Origin of the sequence: Brevibacillus fulvus, assembly GCF_016908525.1 — a bacterium.
GTDB classification, from domain to species: Bacteria; Bacillota; Bacilli; order Brevibacillales; family Brevibacillaceae; genus Brevibacillus_G; species Brevibacillus_G fulvus.
In genome coordinates this window covers 610,749-628,248 of record NZ_JAFBEB010000001.1, presented here as the reverse complement: position 1 = coordinate 628,248, position 17,500 = coordinate 610,749, and the positions used below count along the sequence as shown (strand labels likewise).

Annotated in this window: 16 protein-coding genes; 13 read left to right on the top strand and 3 right to left on the bottom strand. The window is 50.7% G+C overall.

Translation table 11 applies throughout. The features are described from left to right. Nucleotides 1–17 precede the first annotated feature (17 nt). Genes JOD01_RS03095 through JOD01_RS03085 form a run of 3 tightly spaced genes read left to right on the top strand, consistent with a single transcriptional unit; the run spans nt 18 to nt 2,389 of the window. Entirely contained in the window at nt 18–971 is a 954-nt protein-coding gene (locus JOD01_RS03095; protein ID WP_204516733.1) for an NAD-dependent epimerase/dehydratase family protein, read from the top strand. Then, the gene (locus tag JOD01_RS19950; RefSeq protein ID WP_204516732.1) at nt 968–1,957 is read left to right on the top strand and encodes a glycosyltransferase family protein; all 990 of its coding nucleotides are present in this window, start codon (nt 968–970) and stop codon (nt 1,955–1,957) included. Before JOD01_RS03095 ends, JOD01_RS19950 begins: the two co-directional genes overlap by 4 nt. Nucleotides 1,958–1,969: 12 nt before the next feature. Further along, nucleotides 1,970–2,389: a hypothetical protein gene (locus tag JOD01_RS03085; protein ID WP_204516731.1), complete on the top strand. Its 420-nt coding sequence runs from the start codon at nt 1,970–1,972 to the stop codon at nt 2,387–2,389. Here JOD01_RS03085 and JOD01_RS03080 read toward each other — a convergent pair. Further along, complete coding sequence (locus tag JOD01_RS03080; protein ID WP_204516730.1) at nt 2,346–2,987, bottom strand: hypothetical protein; 642 nt, start codon at nt 2,985–2,987, stop codon at nt 2,346–2,348. The genes JOD01_RS03085 and JOD01_RS03080 overlap by 44 nt on opposite strands. Before the next feature lie 853 nt (nt 2,988–3,840). On the opposite strand from JOD01_RS03080, the gene JOD01_RS03075 reads away from it, so the two are divergent. From JOD01_RS03075 to JOD01_RS03040, 8 genes are all read left to right on the top strand, one after another. Then, the gene (locus tag JOD01_RS03075; RefSeq protein WP_204516729.1) at nt 3,841–5,391 is read left to right on the top strand and encodes a hypothetical protein; all 1,551 of its coding nucleotides are present in this window, start codon (nt 3,841–3,843) and stop codon (nt 5,389–5,391) included. Beyond that, nucleotides 5,388–6,503, top strand: a complete 1,116-nt coding sequence (locus JOD01_RS03070; protein ID WP_204516728.1) for a tetratricopeptide repeat-containing glycosyltransferase — start codon at nt 5,388–5,390, stop codon at nt 6,501–6,503. Before JOD01_RS03075 ends, JOD01_RS03070 begins: the two co-directional genes overlap by 4 nt. Nucleotides 6,504–6,632: 129 nt before the next feature. Continuing rightward, entirely contained in the window at nt 6,633–7,178 is a 546-nt protein-coding gene (locus JOD01_RS03065; protein ID WP_204516727.1) for a hypothetical protein, read from the top strand. Between the two features lie 122 nt (nt 7,179–7,300). Further along, nucleotides 7,301–8,281 (top strand): NAD(P)H-quinone oxidoreductase, encoded by a 981-nt coding sequence (locus JOD01_RS03060; protein ID WP_204516726.1) that lies wholly within the window; start codon nt 7,301–7,303, stop codon nt 8,279–8,281. Between the two features lie 163 nt (nt 8,282–8,444). Continuing rightward, nucleotides 8,445–10,298 (top strand): phosphoenolpyruvate hydrolase family protein, encoded by a 1,854-nt coding sequence (locus JOD01_RS03055; RefSeq protein WP_204516725.1) that lies wholly within the window; start codon nt 8,445–8,447, stop codon nt 10,296–10,298. Nucleotides 10,299–10,478: 180 nt separating this feature from the next. Next, nucleotides 10,479–11,729, top strand: coding sequence for a Tm-1-like ATP-binding domain-containing protein (locus tag JOD01_RS03050; protein WP_239565127.1), 1,251 nt, complete (start codon nt 10,479–10,481; stop codon nt 11,727–11,729). A 1-nt stretch (nt 11,730) separates the two neighbouring features. Beyond that, nucleotides 11,731–12,549 carry a phosphoenolpyruvate hydrolase family protein gene (locus JOD01_RS03045; protein WP_204516723.1) on the top strand — a complete coding sequence of 273 codons (819 nt, stop codon included), beginning with the start codon at nt 11,731–11,733 and terminating at the stop codon, nt 12,547–12,549. Nucleotides 12,550–12,724: 175 nt separating this feature from the next. After that, a complete protein-coding gene (locus JOD01_RS03040; RefSeq protein ID WP_338028510.1) occupies nt 12,725–13,951 on the top strand; it encodes a cytochrome P450 in 1,227 nt (408 codons plus the stop codon). On the opposite strand, the gene JOD01_RS03035 is transcribed toward JOD01_RS03040, so the two are convergent. Then, entirely contained in the window at nt 13,945–14,724 is a 780-nt protein-coding gene (locus JOD01_RS03035; RefSeq protein ID WP_204516722.1) for a VCBS repeat-containing protein, read from the bottom strand. The two genes, JOD01_RS03040 and JOD01_RS03035, sit on opposite strands and share 7 nt — an antisense overlap. A gap of 175 nt (nt 14,725–14,899) precedes the next feature. Here JOD01_RS03035 and JOD01_RS03030 point away from each other — a divergent pair, with 175 nt between their 5' ends. Beyond that, entirely contained in the window at nt 14,900–15,511 is a 612-nt protein-coding gene (locus tag JOD01_RS03030) for a class I SAM-dependent methyltransferase (protein WP_204516721.1), read from the top strand. A 217-nt stretch (nt 15,512–15,728) separates the two neighbouring features. Continuing rightward, nucleotides 15,729–16,295: a DUF1641 domain-containing protein gene (locus JOD01_RS03025; RefSeq protein WP_204516720.1), complete on the top strand. Its 567-nt coding sequence runs from the start codon at nt 15,729–15,731 to the stop codon at nt 16,293–16,295. A 43-nt stretch (nt 16,296–16,338) separates the two neighbouring features. Here JOD01_RS03025 and JOD01_RS03020 read toward each other — a convergent pair whose 3' ends face one another. Continuing rightward, nucleotides 16,339–17,484 carry an MFS transporter gene (locus JOD01_RS03020; RefSeq protein ID WP_239565126.1) on the bottom strand — a complete coding sequence of 382 codons (1,146 nt, stop codon included), beginning with the start codon at nt 17,482–17,484 and terminating at the stop codon, nt 16,339–16,341. Between the last annotated feature and the right edge of the window lie 16 nt (nt 17,485–17,500).

Here is a 17,500-nt window from a genome sequence, read left to right as displayed (position 1 = left end):
ATAAAGGGTGTTTCAGCATGAATTACGGGAATGTTTTGGTTACGGGCGGGGCCGGCTTCGTCGGCTCGCAACTGGTCAAGCGGCTGCAACCGATCGCCGGGAAAATTTATGTGATTGACGACTTGAGCACGGGCCAGGCGGAGGCGATCCCGCAAGCGGACAACATTGTGTTTTACCACGATTCGCTGTTGAATGAAGCGCTGTTGGAAGAAATTTTGCCGCAAGTCGAATGGATTTTTCATTTGGCTTGCCGCAATCTGGTCTTGTCGGCGACCGACCTCTTTGCTGACTTTCAGGTGAATTTGGCCGGAGGTCTGCTGCTCTTGGAAAAAGCGCGAACATGCGGGGGCAAGCTGAAAAAAATGATCTACACCTCAACGGCTTCGGTATACGGCAATGCACCGCTGCTCCCGACACCGGAAACATGGCATCAAACGACAATGCCGTATGCCGCCAGCAAATTTTCGATGGAACATTATTGCCAGGTGTATTATCACATGTATCAACTCCCCGTAACGACGCTGCGTTTATCCAACGTGTATGGACCTGGTCAATTGTCATCCAACCCTTACTGCGGCGTGGTCGCCAAATTTTTTGAAGCCATCTGGCAAGATCAACCGCTGATCATTTATGGAGACGGACAGCAAACACGAGATTTCACCTATATCGACGATGCGATCGATGCATTGTTGACGGTAAGCGGAGAGAGCAGGACAACCGGCGAAGTCTACAACGTGGGGACCGGTGTGGAAACCAGCGTCAATCAATTGGCAAAAGCTGTGCTACGGATTACGCAAAACGAGCAGCGAGCGATACTCTATCAACCAAAACGGACGGTTGATCGCATCAGCCGCCGAGTGTTGGACAGCAGCAAATTGCAAAACGAAACGAACTGGCGGGTCCGGATTTCCCTGGAAGATGGGCTGCGAAAAACCTATCAATGGCTGCGGGAAGGAGGGAAGCAGGGGTGAAGATCTTTCACGGCATCATTGAGATCGCAGGGCAAATGGGCATTCTCAGCGGAGCGCTCAAGCGCAAAGGACATTTGTCTGTCGGCTACAATACGTTTCATAGTTACTTGGGCTATAAAGATCATTTGATCAATACAGACTGGTTTGAAATTCAAAATATATATAAACCACTGCTCAATTTCTTCGATGTCTATCATTTTCACTACGGCAGCACCATCCTCGACAATTTTGCCGACTTGCCGATTCTGGCGGGAAAAGGAAAGAAAATGGTGATGCATCATTGGGGAAATGACGTGCGCTTCCATGACAAGGCCCGGGAGCGAAATCCGTATGTATTCACCGGCGACTCGCCGCCGAACGAAGAAATTCATCAGCGATTAAGCGAAATCAGCAAATATATTAAAGAAGCAATCGTGCAGGACTATGAAGTGTTGCCTTACGTGGAACCTTATTATGAAAAAGTCCATGTTGTGCCGATCGCCGTAGAACTTGCTCGTTTCCAGCCTGTCTATCCGGCTTTGGAACAGACGACTCCACTGATTCTGCACGCACCGACCAATCCGGAGTTTAAAGGAACGGCCAGTATCGAACAGACATTGGTTGAGTTGAAGAAACAGTATCCATTCCGCTATCGGCGGATTGAACAGATGAGCAATGAAGAAGCGCTGCGTCTGTACGCTCAGGCCGATATTATTATCGACCAGATTCGCTGCGGTTCGCACGGGTTGCTCAGCGTAGAAGCGATGGCTCTGGGCAAGCCGGTCGTCGCTTATATACGCGATGATTTGGCAGCGAAGTTTCCGCCAGACCTGCCGATTGTCAACGCAAATCCGGATACTCTTTATGAACAATTAAAAAAGTTGCTGGAGCAACCCGAATTGCGCCAACAGTTGGGAATCCAGGGAAGGCAGTATGTCGAAAAGTATCATGCCAGTGACGTCGTGGTGGAACAGCTGTTAGCCATTTATGAAAATTTGCCGCACTAAGGGGGGAGCACAGTGGTTTCCTTTGAAAAATGTATGTTTTTTCTGCCCAATCGCTTCTTTGTGCAGGGCAAAGAAGCATATGTCTCTTTTAATATCGCCTCGATTCCTTCCGATATGATCGTTACATCCATGAATTTGCAAATACCGTTGCCCGCTCATCAAACGGATCTGGCGATTCTCGTTCAGGAGATCACGACCGGTTGGGACGAATCTTTGATGGCTGGGGGTTATCAACCCCAGCATCCGCTTTTGATCAACCAGTTGGTTAGTCCGGCCGGTGAACCGGAGATAACGGTCCATTTGCAACACTTGCAGGAAAAATGGCGCCATGACAGTTTGCAAAACCATGGCGTCTACATTCAATTGCTTTCGTTGGAACCTTGTTGTTTCACCGAAGAACAACCGCCGTATTTGCTCGTGTCCACTGTATAGTCGTCTCGCGCGGGGAGAGCGACTGCCGCTGTTGCAAAAAGGTCGTACGGTTTCTGGGGTGGAGCAAGTTTTTCACCGTTCGCTCAAATTGTTCCGGCGAAAGGTTATCGAACCGGGAGAAGCCGTGTCCTTTCAAGGCGATCGTTTTTCCATCCATGATTGGATAGACGCCTTGCCAACCGCCGACCAAAGAATAAAAATTGGTTCCTTTTACCGGCTGCAAGAACAGGGCATACTTGCCCTCGGCTAGCGCCCCCGGATAGGTGATGTTGGAGGAATGAGAAGGATCGGGAAGCGGTTCAACCCCTGTCGTGACGAGACGAATGTCACGGCCGACTTCTCCTTTCACTTGCTTCTCGACCTTCAAATTCTGCACATAGTGAACCAATCTTCCATTGGGGATTGTGCGGTTGGTCGGATAAGACTGATAGCTGCCGTCACAATTCACCATCAAAATCAAGGCTGCGCGATTGACCAAGGCTTGTTCGGTTTGAGAGCGGCTCATGTCCAGTTTCAGATTGGCCAGTTCCGTCACGGTTTGTCCCGTTTCAATACTTACTGTCCAAATGAGGCAGGCCAGCAAGAGTGATTTCAACACAATGATCCCTCATTTCCCTCTTTATGGTAGCTCTCCTGCTAGTATCTCTCCCGGTCATCGGATTCATGTACGAACAATCAAAGCGGAATCTGTCGCGAGACGAACAGAGCCAATGAAAAAAGCTCGAAACGTCATGTTCGAGCTTTTTCGGGAGTTTAAGAGGGACAACGTCGGCGGCAATACTGGCATGCTCTTCTGCTGCCATAGGCGGCGCAGCGGTAACAATTTGCACAGCATGCATCGTAGCAGATTGGGCCGGCCGCGGCTGCGTAGGGACGAACATAAGGGAGCGGAACAAACGGAGGTCCTCCGTACGGATAGGGCGGAACAGCGGGAAAGGGAGCGCCTGCCCCTGCATACGGGCGAACCGCAGCTGGTGTGCGCGGCGGACAGTAGCGTCGTTCTACGGGGCTGGCAGGAGCAGTGGGAAAAGGAGCAGGAAAACCTTGCTGCATAAATGGACCAACCCCTGGAGGAATCTCCCCGTACGGATTCAGCGATGGAGCGCACGCATTGTCTCCGTAACTGGAAGAACCCCATGAGACAAGACGTTCTTTTGTCTCTCTCTTCTTGCGTCTCATCGAATCACTCCTAGTGATGTACTGTACCATATGTATATGTTTATCCACGTTGGGGGAATAGGCATCTAGCGGGAGCAATTCGTCTATTTTCGCACCGGCGAGACGGTCGGCTGGCGTTTGCCTTTTTGCTGGCGTCTATTAGCAAGTCATCTGACCCATTTCGATACGTGACAAGCACGACTTGGCTGTCTGCGAATATTCTTGTAACGAGATCGGACAATCATGCTGGGCCGTATGATCGGTCATGCGCTTGGGGAGGGAAAGGAGGCACTATGCCATTTAGTTCAACACAAGGTAAGGCTTGGATCGAACGTCTGGTAACGCGACTGATCCATCACTGCAAAGAAAACTCGATCTTGGATGTTGGGGCGGGTGCCGGCACTTATTCTGAGCTGTTGCGTTCCAAATTGCCAGGGACGCATTTTACCGCAATCGAAATTTGGCAGCCGTATCATGAGATGTACAAGTTGCAGCAAAAGTATGATCTCGTACTCAGCGAGGATGTCCGGACATTTGAACCAGCCAAACGGTACGGAATCACGTTTTGCGGCGATGTTCTGGAACATATGACAAAGGAAGAAGCTTTGCAGGTCTATGAAAAATTGCTGACGGCCAGCGAATTTGTTGTCATCAGCATCCCTATCGTACATTATCCGCAAGAGGCTTATTTGGGCAATCCCTACGAAATTCATGTTAAAGATGATTGGACACACGAAGAAGTAATGGCGACCTTTCCTCACCTCGGCTTGACTCATCGGGAAGGGATCATGGGCGTCTATGTTGGCTACAATCCGCAGTTTCAGTCCAAAGCGACACTAAGCAAAGCGAACCAGCCGCTTACCGCTGTGTATGCCTTGTATCAAAATGATCAGCAGGGCGTTCGGCGATTTTTGCAATCCGTCAAAGAAGCCGATCAAATCGTCCTCTGCGATATCGGGGCTACTGATCAAACGACAGCGCTGATCGACGAGTTCGCTCGCGAACATCCCGCGGTTCATCTTCAACGTTACGAGCTTTGCCTGTCTCCCTGGCGGTTTGACGATGCCAAAAACATTGCCTTATCGTTGGTAAGTCCGGCGATGGATTTATGCATTTGCCTGCAACTGGACGAATATATGGAACCGGGCTGGAAAGAGCAAATAAATGCGGCGTGGGAAAGCGGGATCACCGGATTTGCCCATCGACTAAAAATCATTCAGCCTGATGCAACGGAACTGGAAGGGTGGGCACAGCAAATCCATCTGCGCAAAGGACATTTGTGGAAGCTCCCGGTTCATGAGGTGCTTGAATATCAGGATTTGGCGATTATCAAGGAACTGAATCAACTGACGATTTTCCGCCAACCATACCGTGACACGACTCCGGAAAACTACGAAAAACTGTTGGAATGGTCGGTCAAAGAACGCCCGAACAATTGGAAAACCTGGTATCATCTAGCCCAGGTCTATGCGCGGCAACGAAAATGGACAGAAGCGCAAACGGCCATCGACAAGGCAGCCAGTCTGCCTGAAATGAATCCTGCCGCTATTTACCGGTTGAAATATGAGATTTGCCGGGAGCTCCAGCAAACGGATCAAGCCTTGGCTTACTTGAATCTGGCCATTCTTCATCTGCCCGCGCGACGGGAATGGATCTTTGAAAAGGCGACCTATCTTTTTCAGCTTGGCCGGTTTCGCGAAGCTTTTTCCGCGATTCTGGAAGCGGAGCAGCATACCGCGGTCAAAATGGATGCCTTTTACAATCCGGAAGCGTGGGGAGACAAGTTTGCGCAGTGGAAACAGCAGATTAGCGAAAACGTGAAAAAAGAAGGGTTTACGCTATGAACAACTTGAAAATTGCTGTTTATGCCATTTGCAAGAATGAGCAACAGTTTGTAGACCGTTGGATGGATTCGATCCAGGATGCCGACGTCGTCGTCGTTGCGGACACCGGTTCCAGCGACGATACCGCTGCCGCTTTGCGGGAAAGAGGCGCCATTGTGCAAACTATTAAAGTCGATCCTTGGCGATTTGATCTGGCCCGCAATGCCGCGCTCAGTTTTGTTCCCAAAGACATCGATATTTGCATCTGCATGGATCTGGACGAAGTATGCGAACCGGGATGGCGCGAAAAAATTGAACGGACATGGACGCCAGAAGCGACTCGGATGCGCTACATGTTTACGTGGTTATTTAACCCCGACGGCACGCGGGGAAAGTCATACCGGGCAGAGAAAATTCATCGTCGCCATGGGTTTCGCTGGGTTCATCCGGTCCATGAAATTTTGCAATATTATGGTGATGATCCGGAACATTACGTGGAAGATTTAAGCCTGTACATCAATCATTTTCCGGATCAGGGAAAACCGCGAAGTCAATATTTGCCCTTGTTGGAGCTCTCGGTCAAGGAAGCTCCCGATTACGACCGGAATGTGCATTACTTGGGGCGCGAATACATGTACTACCGGATGTGGGACAAATGCATTGAAACCTTGAAGCGGCATTTGGAACTGCCGACCGCCTTGTGGAAAGACGAGCGCTGCGCCTCCATGCGGTATATCGCCCGTTCCTACCGGGAAAAGGGCGATTTTGCAGAAGCGCGCAATTGGTATTATCGGGCGATCGCAGAAGCGCCGCATCTTCGCGAACCATTTGTCGATATGGCAGTTCTAGCTTACATGGAAAAAGACTGGACAACCGCCTATCACATGATCGAGGAAGCATTGAAAATTACCCAACGACCAATCACCTATATCAATGAACCGTATTGTTGGAATGCGAGCGTCTATGATCTTGGAGCGATGGCTTGTTATTATCTGGGTATGTATGAAAAAGCGGAGCATTACGCCAAAATCGCTGCCGAGATGGCTCCGCAAGATCAACGGATTCAAAACAATTTGGCGATCACCCAGGCGAAAATCCGATCGCTGGGCAAAACAAGCATAGAACAAAAATGAACACATCAGGTTGCCTGTTTTTTTACGTATATAAATTCTGCTAACATCGCTGAAAACAGGTACAGGAAGCCATTAAAAGGAAAGCACCAAGGGGGCGTAGCGAAGCAAACGCCTCCGTTTTTCCATTTTATGAAAAAATCTGTTGAATCTAGCCGGCCAGCCGCAGCCTTGGCTTACCTCGTCATTAACAAATTGCCTTCGGAAAACAGTCCCGATATTTTTGTCGATGATGTAATGTTAAGCAAATTGTTTGCACCAGGTGGTCCAACCGGCCCAGGTTCAACCATCTTCTTTTCGCAAACTGCTACACCTCAGCCAATCGCCTTGACGGGCGCGGAAACAACCGTGCTTACCACTGGGCCTGTCCCTGTCGTGGCTGGCCAAACTTTAAAAATTGACACCACCGTGCAGATCACAGCCGTGTCTACTGCTAATTCCACTCTCTCCTATAATATTAATGTTAGAAGAAATGGTGTACTGCTTACGACAACAACCGTTCAGCGGAGTCTAGCCATAGCAGGTACAGCCATCTTCGTAACCCCCAATACGTATGTTGATACAGCGCCGGCCACAGGAAGCAATACGTATACGGTCGGTGTGATGGTTACGGATGCAACCAACATTACATCCCTTACCGCCATGACAAGGGCAAATAATGTGGTGCGATTCCCTTGAACGAATTTGTTGACTGACTGCCTTCTTCATCGTGAAGTGCAGTCTTTTTTGCTTTCCATTTCCGTTTCGAAAGCGAAAGGGTGTAAAATGTAAGCAGACACTGTTCCGAAGGAGGTTTGACCATGAAAGCGGTTTTAATAGACGAACAAACGAAACGACTCTTTATTGGAGATTGGGAAGAGCCTGTGCCGGAAAGTGACCAACTGCTGGTCAGCGTGCGGGCTACCGCCTTAAATCGCGCCGATTTGCTGCAAAAACGAGGCTTATACCCCCCGCCGCCGGGCGCTTCGCCTATCCTCGGCCTGGAGATGGCCGGCGTAGTTGAGCAGGTTGGCGCCAGCGTCACGGGCTGGAAACCGGGCGATCGCGTATTTGCCTTGTTGCCGGGCGGTGGCTACGCCGAGCGCGTCGTGATACCGGCGGCGATGGCCATGCGGATACCTGATTCGTTTACATTTGAACAAGCTGCGGCGATTCCCGAGGTCTTTTTGACTGCTTATCTGAATCTTTTCCAATTGGGCCAACTGCAAGCCGGACAAACCGTTTTGATTCACGCCGGGGCGAGCGGCGTTGGTACTGCGGCAATTCAACTGGCGAAAGAGGCCGGCGCTCGTTCGATCATTACCGCTGGCAGTCAGGCAAAAATTGATTTTTGCCTGCAACTGGGAGCGGACTTCGGCTTAAATTATAAAGAAGGGCCGTTTGGCGAAAAAGTGCAGGAGATTACCGAACAAAAAGGCGTCAACTTGATTTTGGATTTCGTCGGAGCTCCCTATTTCGAGCAAAATCTCCGCTCGCTGGCCACCGATGGACGGCTGATTTCGATTGCGACGATGGGCGGACGCAAACTGGAGCAGGTAGACCTGGGAATGTTGATGGCGCGTCGTCTGCAACTGATTGGCAGCACTTTGCGTTCGAAGCCCGTTCAGCAAAAGATTGAACTGACCCAACAATTCGCGGCATATGCGATGCCCCGCTTTGAGCAGGGCCGGTTAAAAGCGATCATTGATTCCGTGTGGGATATGCGTGACGCCAATGAAGCGCACCAGCGGATGGAAGAAAACAAAAACATCGGAAAAATCGTTTTGCGGATCAATCCATAACGGCAGTCGGAGGGCAGCAAGCGGCGAAGCAGGAGAGCACATCACTCCGATTAGCTCCCGTCCTTTCATCGCTCGTTGCCCTCTTGAGCGATAGCGGCAATGGAAGCGCTTACAAATCTGGCCTGTTTTTAGTCAGGATCGAAAGTGTTCAGGAGGTTTAGCCATGTTACAACCGAAAGAATGGGTAAGGCAAGCATTTGGGCAGATGCTGAAACAGAACCGGCCCGTCATTGGGGTAGCGACGGGAACGGGCTTTGCAGCGCGGCAAGCAGTGGAAGGCGGAGCGGATTTTTTGCTGGCGCTAAATGCAGGGCGATTTCGGTCTTCAGGCATCTCCGCAATGGGCTGTTTGCTGCCGTTTGCCAACAGCAATCAAATGGTGTTGGACTTTGCTTCCCGCGAACTTCTTCCCAATGCCAAGGGAAAGCCGGTTATTTTTGGCGTGTGCGCGACAGACCCGACGGTGGATCGGGAAAAACTGCTGCAACAGATCAAAAGGGAAGGTTTTCATGGCGTCAACAATTTTCCTACCGTGGGACTGATCGACGGCAAGTTCAGGGAAGCATTGGAAGAGCAAGGCTTGGGTTTTCAACTAGAAATTGACTTTTTGGCGGAAGCCGCTCGCGCAGGCCTGTTTACGATCGGTTTTGTTTTCGACGAGTTGCAGGCGGAAGCAATGGCTGCCGCCAACGTTGACGTGATCTGTACCCATCTGGGCTGGACCATCGGCGGAGAAACGGGAGTGAAAACTGGCTTAAGTCTTGAAGAAGCGGCTGTGTTGGTCCAGCGGAATGAGCAAGCGGCCAGGCGGATGAATCGCCATAGTTATCACATGGTTTATGGCGGGCCGATTGTATCGCCGGAACAAGCAGGGTACCTCTACAAACAAACGAGAATCATCGGAACGATCGGCGGGTCCTGTTTTGAGCGGTTGCCGACAGAAGCCAAAATCAAGGAAATAACCGATCAGTTTAAAAATTTCACCGGTTTGGCCGATAACGCCGGCTTTCGCGGAGAGCATCTGCAAAAACAGAGCGGATTTGGCGAATTGATTGGCCAAAGCCGGGCGATGCAGGAACTGTACGAACTGATCAGAAGAGTGGCCAACAAAAATGTGAACGTACTGGTAACGGGTGAGAGCGGAACGGGGAAAGAACTCATCGTGCGAGCACTTCACGATTGCAGTGATCGACGAGGAGAAGCATTCATCAAGGTAAATTGTGCAGCTTTGCCAGATAACCTGCTGGAGAGTGAACTGTTCGGCCATGAGAAGGGAGCATTTACAGGAGCGACACAACAGCGATTAGGCCGCTTTGAACTGGCGCATAAAGGTACGCTGTTTCTCGATGAGATCGGGGAGATGAGCCTGGCGACACAGGCGAAATTGCTGCGGGCGATTCAGCAACAAGAATTTGAGCGGCTGGGCAGCAACAAAACGATCAAGGTTGATGTCAGAATTGTTTGCGCGACCAATGTTGATTTGCGCAAAGCTGTCACGGAAGGCAGGTTTCGCGAAGATTTGTTTTATCGCCTGAATGTCGTAACGATTCAGACAGTGCCGCTCCGCGAGCATAAAGAGGATCTCCCGTTGCTGATTCATCATTTTTTGCACAAAATCAACGACAAATTTCAATGTTCCATCCGCAAATTGACGCCAGCGGCGATGGATGCCTTGACCATGTATGATTATCCCGGCAATGTCAGAGAACTGGAACATATGCTCGAGCGAGCGTCGATTCTGTGCAATGGGGAAATCATTGGTCTGCCTCATTTACCCGGTTATGTCCAACAAACGCTGGAACGTCAGCATCATCTCACTGTACCGGATGATCAGCCGCGGTTTGCTGACCATCTGACTACGGTGGCCAGTTTTGAACGGGAAATGATTCTGCAAGTTTTGCAAAAAGCGCTGTGGAACCGCAGCAAAGCAGCCAAACAGTTAAACATAACGCGACGCACGCTGTACAACAAGATGAAAAAATACAAGATCGAACCGCAAACCGAGCAACGGGAGTGAGCAAAGAGCTTCCCACTGTGTTAAGTGTGGGAAGCATTTTTCTCAGCTTTCGATTCAAGCTGTGCCCGAAAACGGTGCAGACAGCAGCGTTTTCAGGCACAAGCGCTTGGCACCAATCTTGCTTATATAGGCAATGTACGCTGAATGAAGCGAGAAATAGATAGAAGAGAGGTGCCGGGTTTGGGACAAGATGCCGCAAGCGCAAAAACAGTGGTCCTGCTGGGGACGCTGGATACAAAAGGTATCGAGTACGGGTTTGTTCGGGAACGTTTGCATGAAGCGGGACTTCGCACGATATTGCTGGATACTGGCATACTGGGGTCCCCGCAAGTGGCGGCCGATATTAGCAGAGAAGAGGTTGCTCTGGCCGGGGGCGCATCGTTGCCCGATCTGATCGCCTCTGGAGATCGCGGGGCGGCCGTTGGTGCAATGGCAGCCGGTGCGGTTAAACTGGTTTCCCAACTCTATGCATCGGGAAATCTGGACGGAATTCTCGGATTGGGCGGTTCGGGCGGAACGGCGATCGCGACGCAGGCGATGCGTGCGCTGCCGGTTGGCGTGCCGAAATTGATGGTTTCCACGATGGCTTCCGGAGATACGCGTCCCTATGTAGGCGGTTCGGACTTGATGCTGATGCATTCCGTTGTGGATATTGCCGGAATCAATCAGTTGTCTGCCCGCATTTTGAGCAATGCTGCGGCTGCGATGGCCGGGATGGTCGCCGCTGCGCCGGTGCTCCTGCCAGAGAACAAACCGCTGGTCGGGGCAACCATGTTTGGCGTCACGACTCCGGCTGTCATGGCCGGGCGGCAACGACTCGAAGAACTGGGTTACGAGGTGCTTGTTTTTCATGCGACCGGAGCCGGCGGGCAATCGTTTGAACAACTGATTCGTGACGGTTTTATTCAAGCCTCTTTTGATTTGACGACAACAGAACTGGCCGATGATCTCGTCGGCGGAGTTTTATCCGCGGGACCGAAACGACTGGAAGCCGCGGGCGACATGGAGATTCCGCAGGTGGTATCCTTGGGAGCGCTGGATATGGTCAATTTCGGGCCGCGCCAAACGGTACCGGAAAAATTTCAACAAAGGCTGTTGTATGAACATAATCCAACCGTCACTTTGATGCGAACGACCCCGGAGGAATGCGCCGAGCTTGGCCGCAGGATCGCCCGCAAGCTGAATCAATCCAAAGGGCCGGTCACCTTGTTTGTTCCGTTAAAAGGGGTGTCGGCGATCGCCAGTGAAGGAAACGTCTTTCACGATCCGCTTGCCGATGAAGCGCTGCTGACCGCTTTGCGTGAACAGCTCGATCGGCAAGTTGTCGAAGTGCGGGAATTGGACATGGAGATAAACGATCCCCGGTTCGCGATCGCCATGGCCGAACACCTGCATGAACTTTATCAACAGAAACATACCAGGGGGAAATAGGATGCTGACGAGAGAAGAAGCATTAAGCCAATTGCGGCAAGAAGTAAACGAAGGGCGGCCGATTATCGGAGCGGGAGCCGGTACGGGTTTATCGGCAAAGTGTGCGGAGGCCGGCGGCGCAGATTTGATTATTATCTATAATTCGGGCCGATACCGGATGGCGGGGCGAGGATCACTCGCAGGTTTGCTCCCTTACGGCGATGCCAATGCGATTGTCGTCGAAATGGCGGGCGAGGTGTTGCCGGTTGTGAAACGCACGCCGGTGCTGGCGGGAGTGTGCGGGACGGACCCTTTTCGGTTAATGCCAGTTTTTTTGCGCCAGTTAAAGGAGATGGGCTTTGTCGGTGTTCAGAACTTCCCCACCGTTGGCTTATTTGATGGAAATTTTCGCGCCAATCTGGAAGAGACGGGGATGGGCTATGATCTGGAAGTGGAGATGATTCGCCAAGCCCATCAGCTGGGAATGCTGACAGCTCCTTACGTGTTTGATGCGGAGCAGGCGCGTAAAATGGCGGAAGCGGGAGCGGATATTCTCGTTCCGCACGTTGGACTGACGACGTCCGGAACCATCGGTGCGAAAACAGCCTTGTCCCTCGAGGAAGCGGTCGAACACGTGCAAGCGATGCACGATGCAGCCAAAGAAGTCAATCCCGACATTTTGGTGCTTTGCCACGGCGGCCCGATCTCCGGACCGGAAGAAGTCGATTATGTGCTGAAACATACGACGGGAATTGTCGGTTTCTTTGGGGCATCCAGTATGGAAAGACTGCCAACGGAAGTGGCGATTACGGAAAATATGCGGAAATTTAAAGCGTTATAAAGCCAGAAGCAAGAAAAGCCGCTTGTTTGCCTTCGCGAACAGGCGGCTTTTTGTATAGACGAGCCGCAGAATGGATGCGGCACGCAAACATCTTGGATAGAAACGTTCTGTTATACATAAAATAGCAGAACAGAAAGAGAATAAGTATGATTTTCATCGAAAAGGAGAGATCAGCGTGGAATTATCCGAACAACCGAAGCTTTCCGGTTTGGCCATCCCAGTGAAGGCGTTGGCCACAGCGGACAAAAAGCTCAATCCTTTTCCCTGGTTTAAAGAAATGCGCCAGACCCAACCGATTTCGTTTGACCAGCATCGCCAGTGTTGGGATCTTTTCCGTTATGACGATATTCTGGCTGTCCTGAAAAATCCGCAAACATTTTCATCAGCCAGACCGGCCGTAGGCGCAGTGCTGCTCGGGAGCATCCTCTCGATGGACCCGCCCAAGCATAATCAAATGCGAGCGATTGTCAGCAAAGCTTTTACACCACGGTCGATTGCCGAGCTGGCACCGCGGATTACACAAATAACCGAAGAGCTGTTGCATCAAGCAAAGGGCAAGCAACAAATCGATTTGGTCAAAGAAATTTCCACACCATTGCCGGTGATCGTCATTGCCGAACTGTTGGGCGTTCCCCCGGAAGATCGGAAACTGTTTAAAGACTGGTCCGATGTTATCGCGGAGACTGTCGAGGACGACTCGGAAGCGACGATCAAACGTTTCATGGAACGTCGCGGGAGGACGAGACAAGAACTGGATCAGTACTTTATGCAGGTCGTCGCCGAAAGAAGAAAACAGCCCCGCAATGACCTGATTACCAAATTGGTCGAGGCTGAACTGGACGGACAAAAATTGCAAGATGAAGAAATCATGGAATTTTGCATTGTTCTGCTGGCCGCAGGGAACGAAACAACGACCAATCTGATCACCAATGCGGTGAGATTGTTTACGGAACGCCCGGAACTGCAGGAAAAATTGCGACAAGAACCTCAGCTGATGGAAACAGCGGTCGAAGAAGTGCTGCGCTTCTATTCACCGATTCTTGCGATGAACCGGTATGCAACCGAGGATGTGCAATTGAACGGCCAGCAAATCAAGAAAGGTCAGCAAGTGGTGACCTGGATCGCATCGGCGAATCGGGATGAGCAAAAATTTTCCGATGCCGAGCAGTTTGTCGCAGACCGCTCGCCCAATCACCACTTGGCGTTTGGCCATGGAATCCATTTTTGTTTGGGTGCCCCCTTGGCTCGTCTGGAAGCAAATATCGCCTTGCCGTTGATCCTCAAACATTTTCATCAGCTTGAGCTGGTTCCGGGCAGCGATTTAAAACCGATTCCCAGTACATTTGTTTATGGGGTCAAATCGCTGCCGATCCAGTTCAAGCCGGGGACAACGTTTCATTGAGAGGGAATGATCCCTCTCCCTGCTGTCAATGGTGCGCCGCCGCTGCTGCTGACTTGCTGTTCCTGCGGGGAAAAGACGGCGTTTGTCTGATCCCAAGTGACCCATGTTTGCAGGTAGCCTAACGTGTCGGCGTTATACCGGCCAATGATTCGTTGAAACAGCAACAACTCAAAAACGCCATCCCGGTTTCGGTCCAGCGGAAATGCGCCGCCGACAGCGAGAACTTCCCCTTGTTGCGGCTGTTTCAGCTTACCGTTTGCGTCATACAATTCGTTTAAGTAAGCGGGGTCGCGCAAACTGATGTCGAGCAAATATTCCTTTGCGAGAGAGCGATTGATGATTCGAACTTTTTGCCCATCCAGATAATTGACCGATGTATTGCTGAAGTTTTGCATATACCAGTCGTTGTCGTATAATTTTTTCCATTGATTTTGTTCAAACGAATAAATCCGGTTAATCGTATACCCGCCACTTCCGCCAGTGTCAGCACTTACCATGATTTGCTTCGCTTGCTGTCCGGTAAAGTTCCCCAAAAACAGCGTCGGTTGATAACCGGCGAAATCGGGCAGCGCGATCGTATATTTCCTGTTCGTGACGCGATCAATGATCACCAATTTTACTGAATCGACGTATCCGCTTGTTTGCTCGGGATTTTTTTGCCCGACCAAATAAACGAGCTCGGGAATTTGATCTCCGTTTACGTCTCCCCATTTGACGTCAAGAATGGTATCCGCTGCGCTTTCTGGCAGCCCTTCGTTTGTCGGTGTTGTCATACATTTCCTCCTCGTTGAGTACTGTTTTCCTAGCATATGCTTACAGGATATGCGCTCAGTACGGAGCGGAAACGGGGATCATGACAGGACAGAATCCTTCACCAAGCCGTTTCTCTCTTAATACATATGAAAAGAACGATCAATAAAACCGGCAAGGAAAGCTAGGGAGGTTGTCATGAAGGATAACGCCGAACGTATTGCGGAGTTGGCGAAACAGATTGAACCGATTCAGGGGTGGTTGAATCCCCAGGCAGGCGGCACTTTGTACAATTTGGGCGTCCAGCATATTCCAACAGCGGTTATTGTCGAATTGGGCTCGTGGAAAGGAAGGTCCACAGCTTGGCTAGGATTTTCCCTGTTGGACAGGGGCGGGGGAACCCTCTATGCCGTGGATCATTGGATGGGGAGTACGGGAGAGATTGCTCATCAACAATTGCTGCAAAATTATGGGGAAGATCAATTGTATCAAGAGTTTGTGCAAAATATGGAGAAACTTGGTTTGCAAAACATCGTGAACCCAATCCGCATGGATACGATTCGGGCGACGCGACAAATCCCGCTGGAAACGGAAATCGGGTTGCTTCATATTGATGCATCGCACCGTTACGAAGATGTCCGGCGCGATTTTGAGTTCTGGAGTCCTTATGTAAAAACGGGCGGCTATATTGTGTTTGATGATGTCCCGAGTTGGCCGGGACCGACCCGACTGGTTACAGAATTGCCGCGTTGGTATCGCCAGGTGGCAATCAGTCCGAACCAGTGGATTGTCAAAAAAGTGGAATATTGAGCAGCTTCAAGCGAAAACCCTGTGTCCGGTAACAAGGATGCAGGGTTTTTGCGCACTCTCGTACGATCGCGATAAAATAGACGGCATTTGGTGCAATCGTAAATAAATGTATTTGGTGTATGCTATACTTTGTACAGGAATGCTATAATGGAGTTAAACCTTGCCAGCTTTACCAAGCTACATACTTAAATGTTCTGAAAAGAAAGGGAGAAGAAGGATGGATACAGCTTCCAAACAAGATGCAAGCGTTTTATTGGAGGAATTGTCGAATAAAGAAGTACAAGAGGCAATGGTGACGCTTATCCAGAAACTGCCACAAATCAAAGATGCGGTATTGAAGGTCGAGCAGGGGATTGGCACCGTCACATCTTTCGCGACAGACCCCAAAAATTTCAATTCTCTGGCTGATACGATTTTTTCATTAAGCAATGTGCTGAACAAAGAAAATTTGGAAGCGCTGCTGACGATTATCGAGAAGCTGCCGCAGATCGCCAAGATGGTGGAACTGTTGGATCGAGTCGCTCCGTTCCTCGAATTGGTTGCCAATAAAGATAATTTGGTAACGGTCGCGGAAACGCTGGAAACCCTCGCATCACCGGTCAAAGATCGGATTCAGGACGGCGTTTCGATCGTGAGGGAAGCAAAAGAACGGTCAGCGCAAAATACAACAACGGTATCCGTATTTGGCTTGTTAAAAATGTTAAAAGAACCGGCCGTGCAAAACGGCTTGAAATTTACACAAGCATTGTTGGAAGTATTGGCAGAAAAAAAGCTGGTTAAATAATTTGAAAAAAAGTCCTGGAACAGTAGCCAGGACTTTTTTATGTTCAATGCGATCCGCTTCGGGCTGCGGACAAACGGCCCCAGCTCCAGACAAGCAAACTTAGCAAAATCATGATGGAGCCGGCCAGACAGACGCCCGCCCACTGCCACTTGCTCCAGGCGTAGCTGCCCAGGCTGGAACCGATCGCGCCGCCAACGAAGTAGGTGACCATAAACACGGTGTTCAAGCGATTTCTCGCCTCCGGAACAAGACTGTAAATACGGGCTTGATTGGTAATTTGCGCTCCTTGTACCCCCAGATCCAGCAAAATAACGCCAAGCACCAAGCCCCAGAGCTTGATTCCCCATAACCCGAACGAGAGATAGGAAAGCAGGGTAATCACAACAAATATCCCGACGATGATATTGGCGCTGTAGCGATCTGCCAGCCGCCCCGCATACGGCGCCGCCAACGCGCCGACAACTCCGACCAATCCGAACAAGCCGGCGACCTCACTGCTGTAATGGTAAGGGGCTCCTTCCAGAAAAAAGGAGAGGGAAGTCCAGAAGACGCTAAAACCGCCAAACAACAATCCGCCCATTAGCGATGCTTCGCGCAGGATCGGTTGCCCGACAACAAGCTGGCCCATCGATTTGAGCAGTTGCCCATACGTTAAAGATTGTTCCGGCAAACTTTTTGGCAGCAGCCGCCACAAAATAATGGCCAAAGCCAGCATCAAAATTGCGGCAATCCAGTACATGCTGCGCCAGCCAAACGCTCCGCCAACAAAGCCGGCGACGGTCCTGGCCAGTAAAATGCCAAACAGCAAACCGCTCATGACCGTTCCGATCACTTTGCCGCGTTCTGCTTCCGGGGCCATCTGGGCGGCCAACGGAACGATTACCTGCGGGACAACGGTTGTAAATCCGACGAGAAGGCTGGCCATATTTACCCACAGCAAATTTTGCGCGGTTGCAACGCCAACGAGGGAAAACGCCACGGCAAACAATAACAGGGTGATCAATCTCCGCCGTTCTTTAATATCGCCTAATGGAACGAACAGAAACATGCCGACAGCGTAACCGACTTGTGTCAGCATGGATGTATACCCCATCTCATGGGCGTTTGCGTGAAAGCTGCGGCCCATGTCCGCCAGCAGCGGTTGATTGTAATAAAGGTTCGCTACCGCCAGCCCGCAAGTGGTTGCCATTAGTAAAATAAGTCCT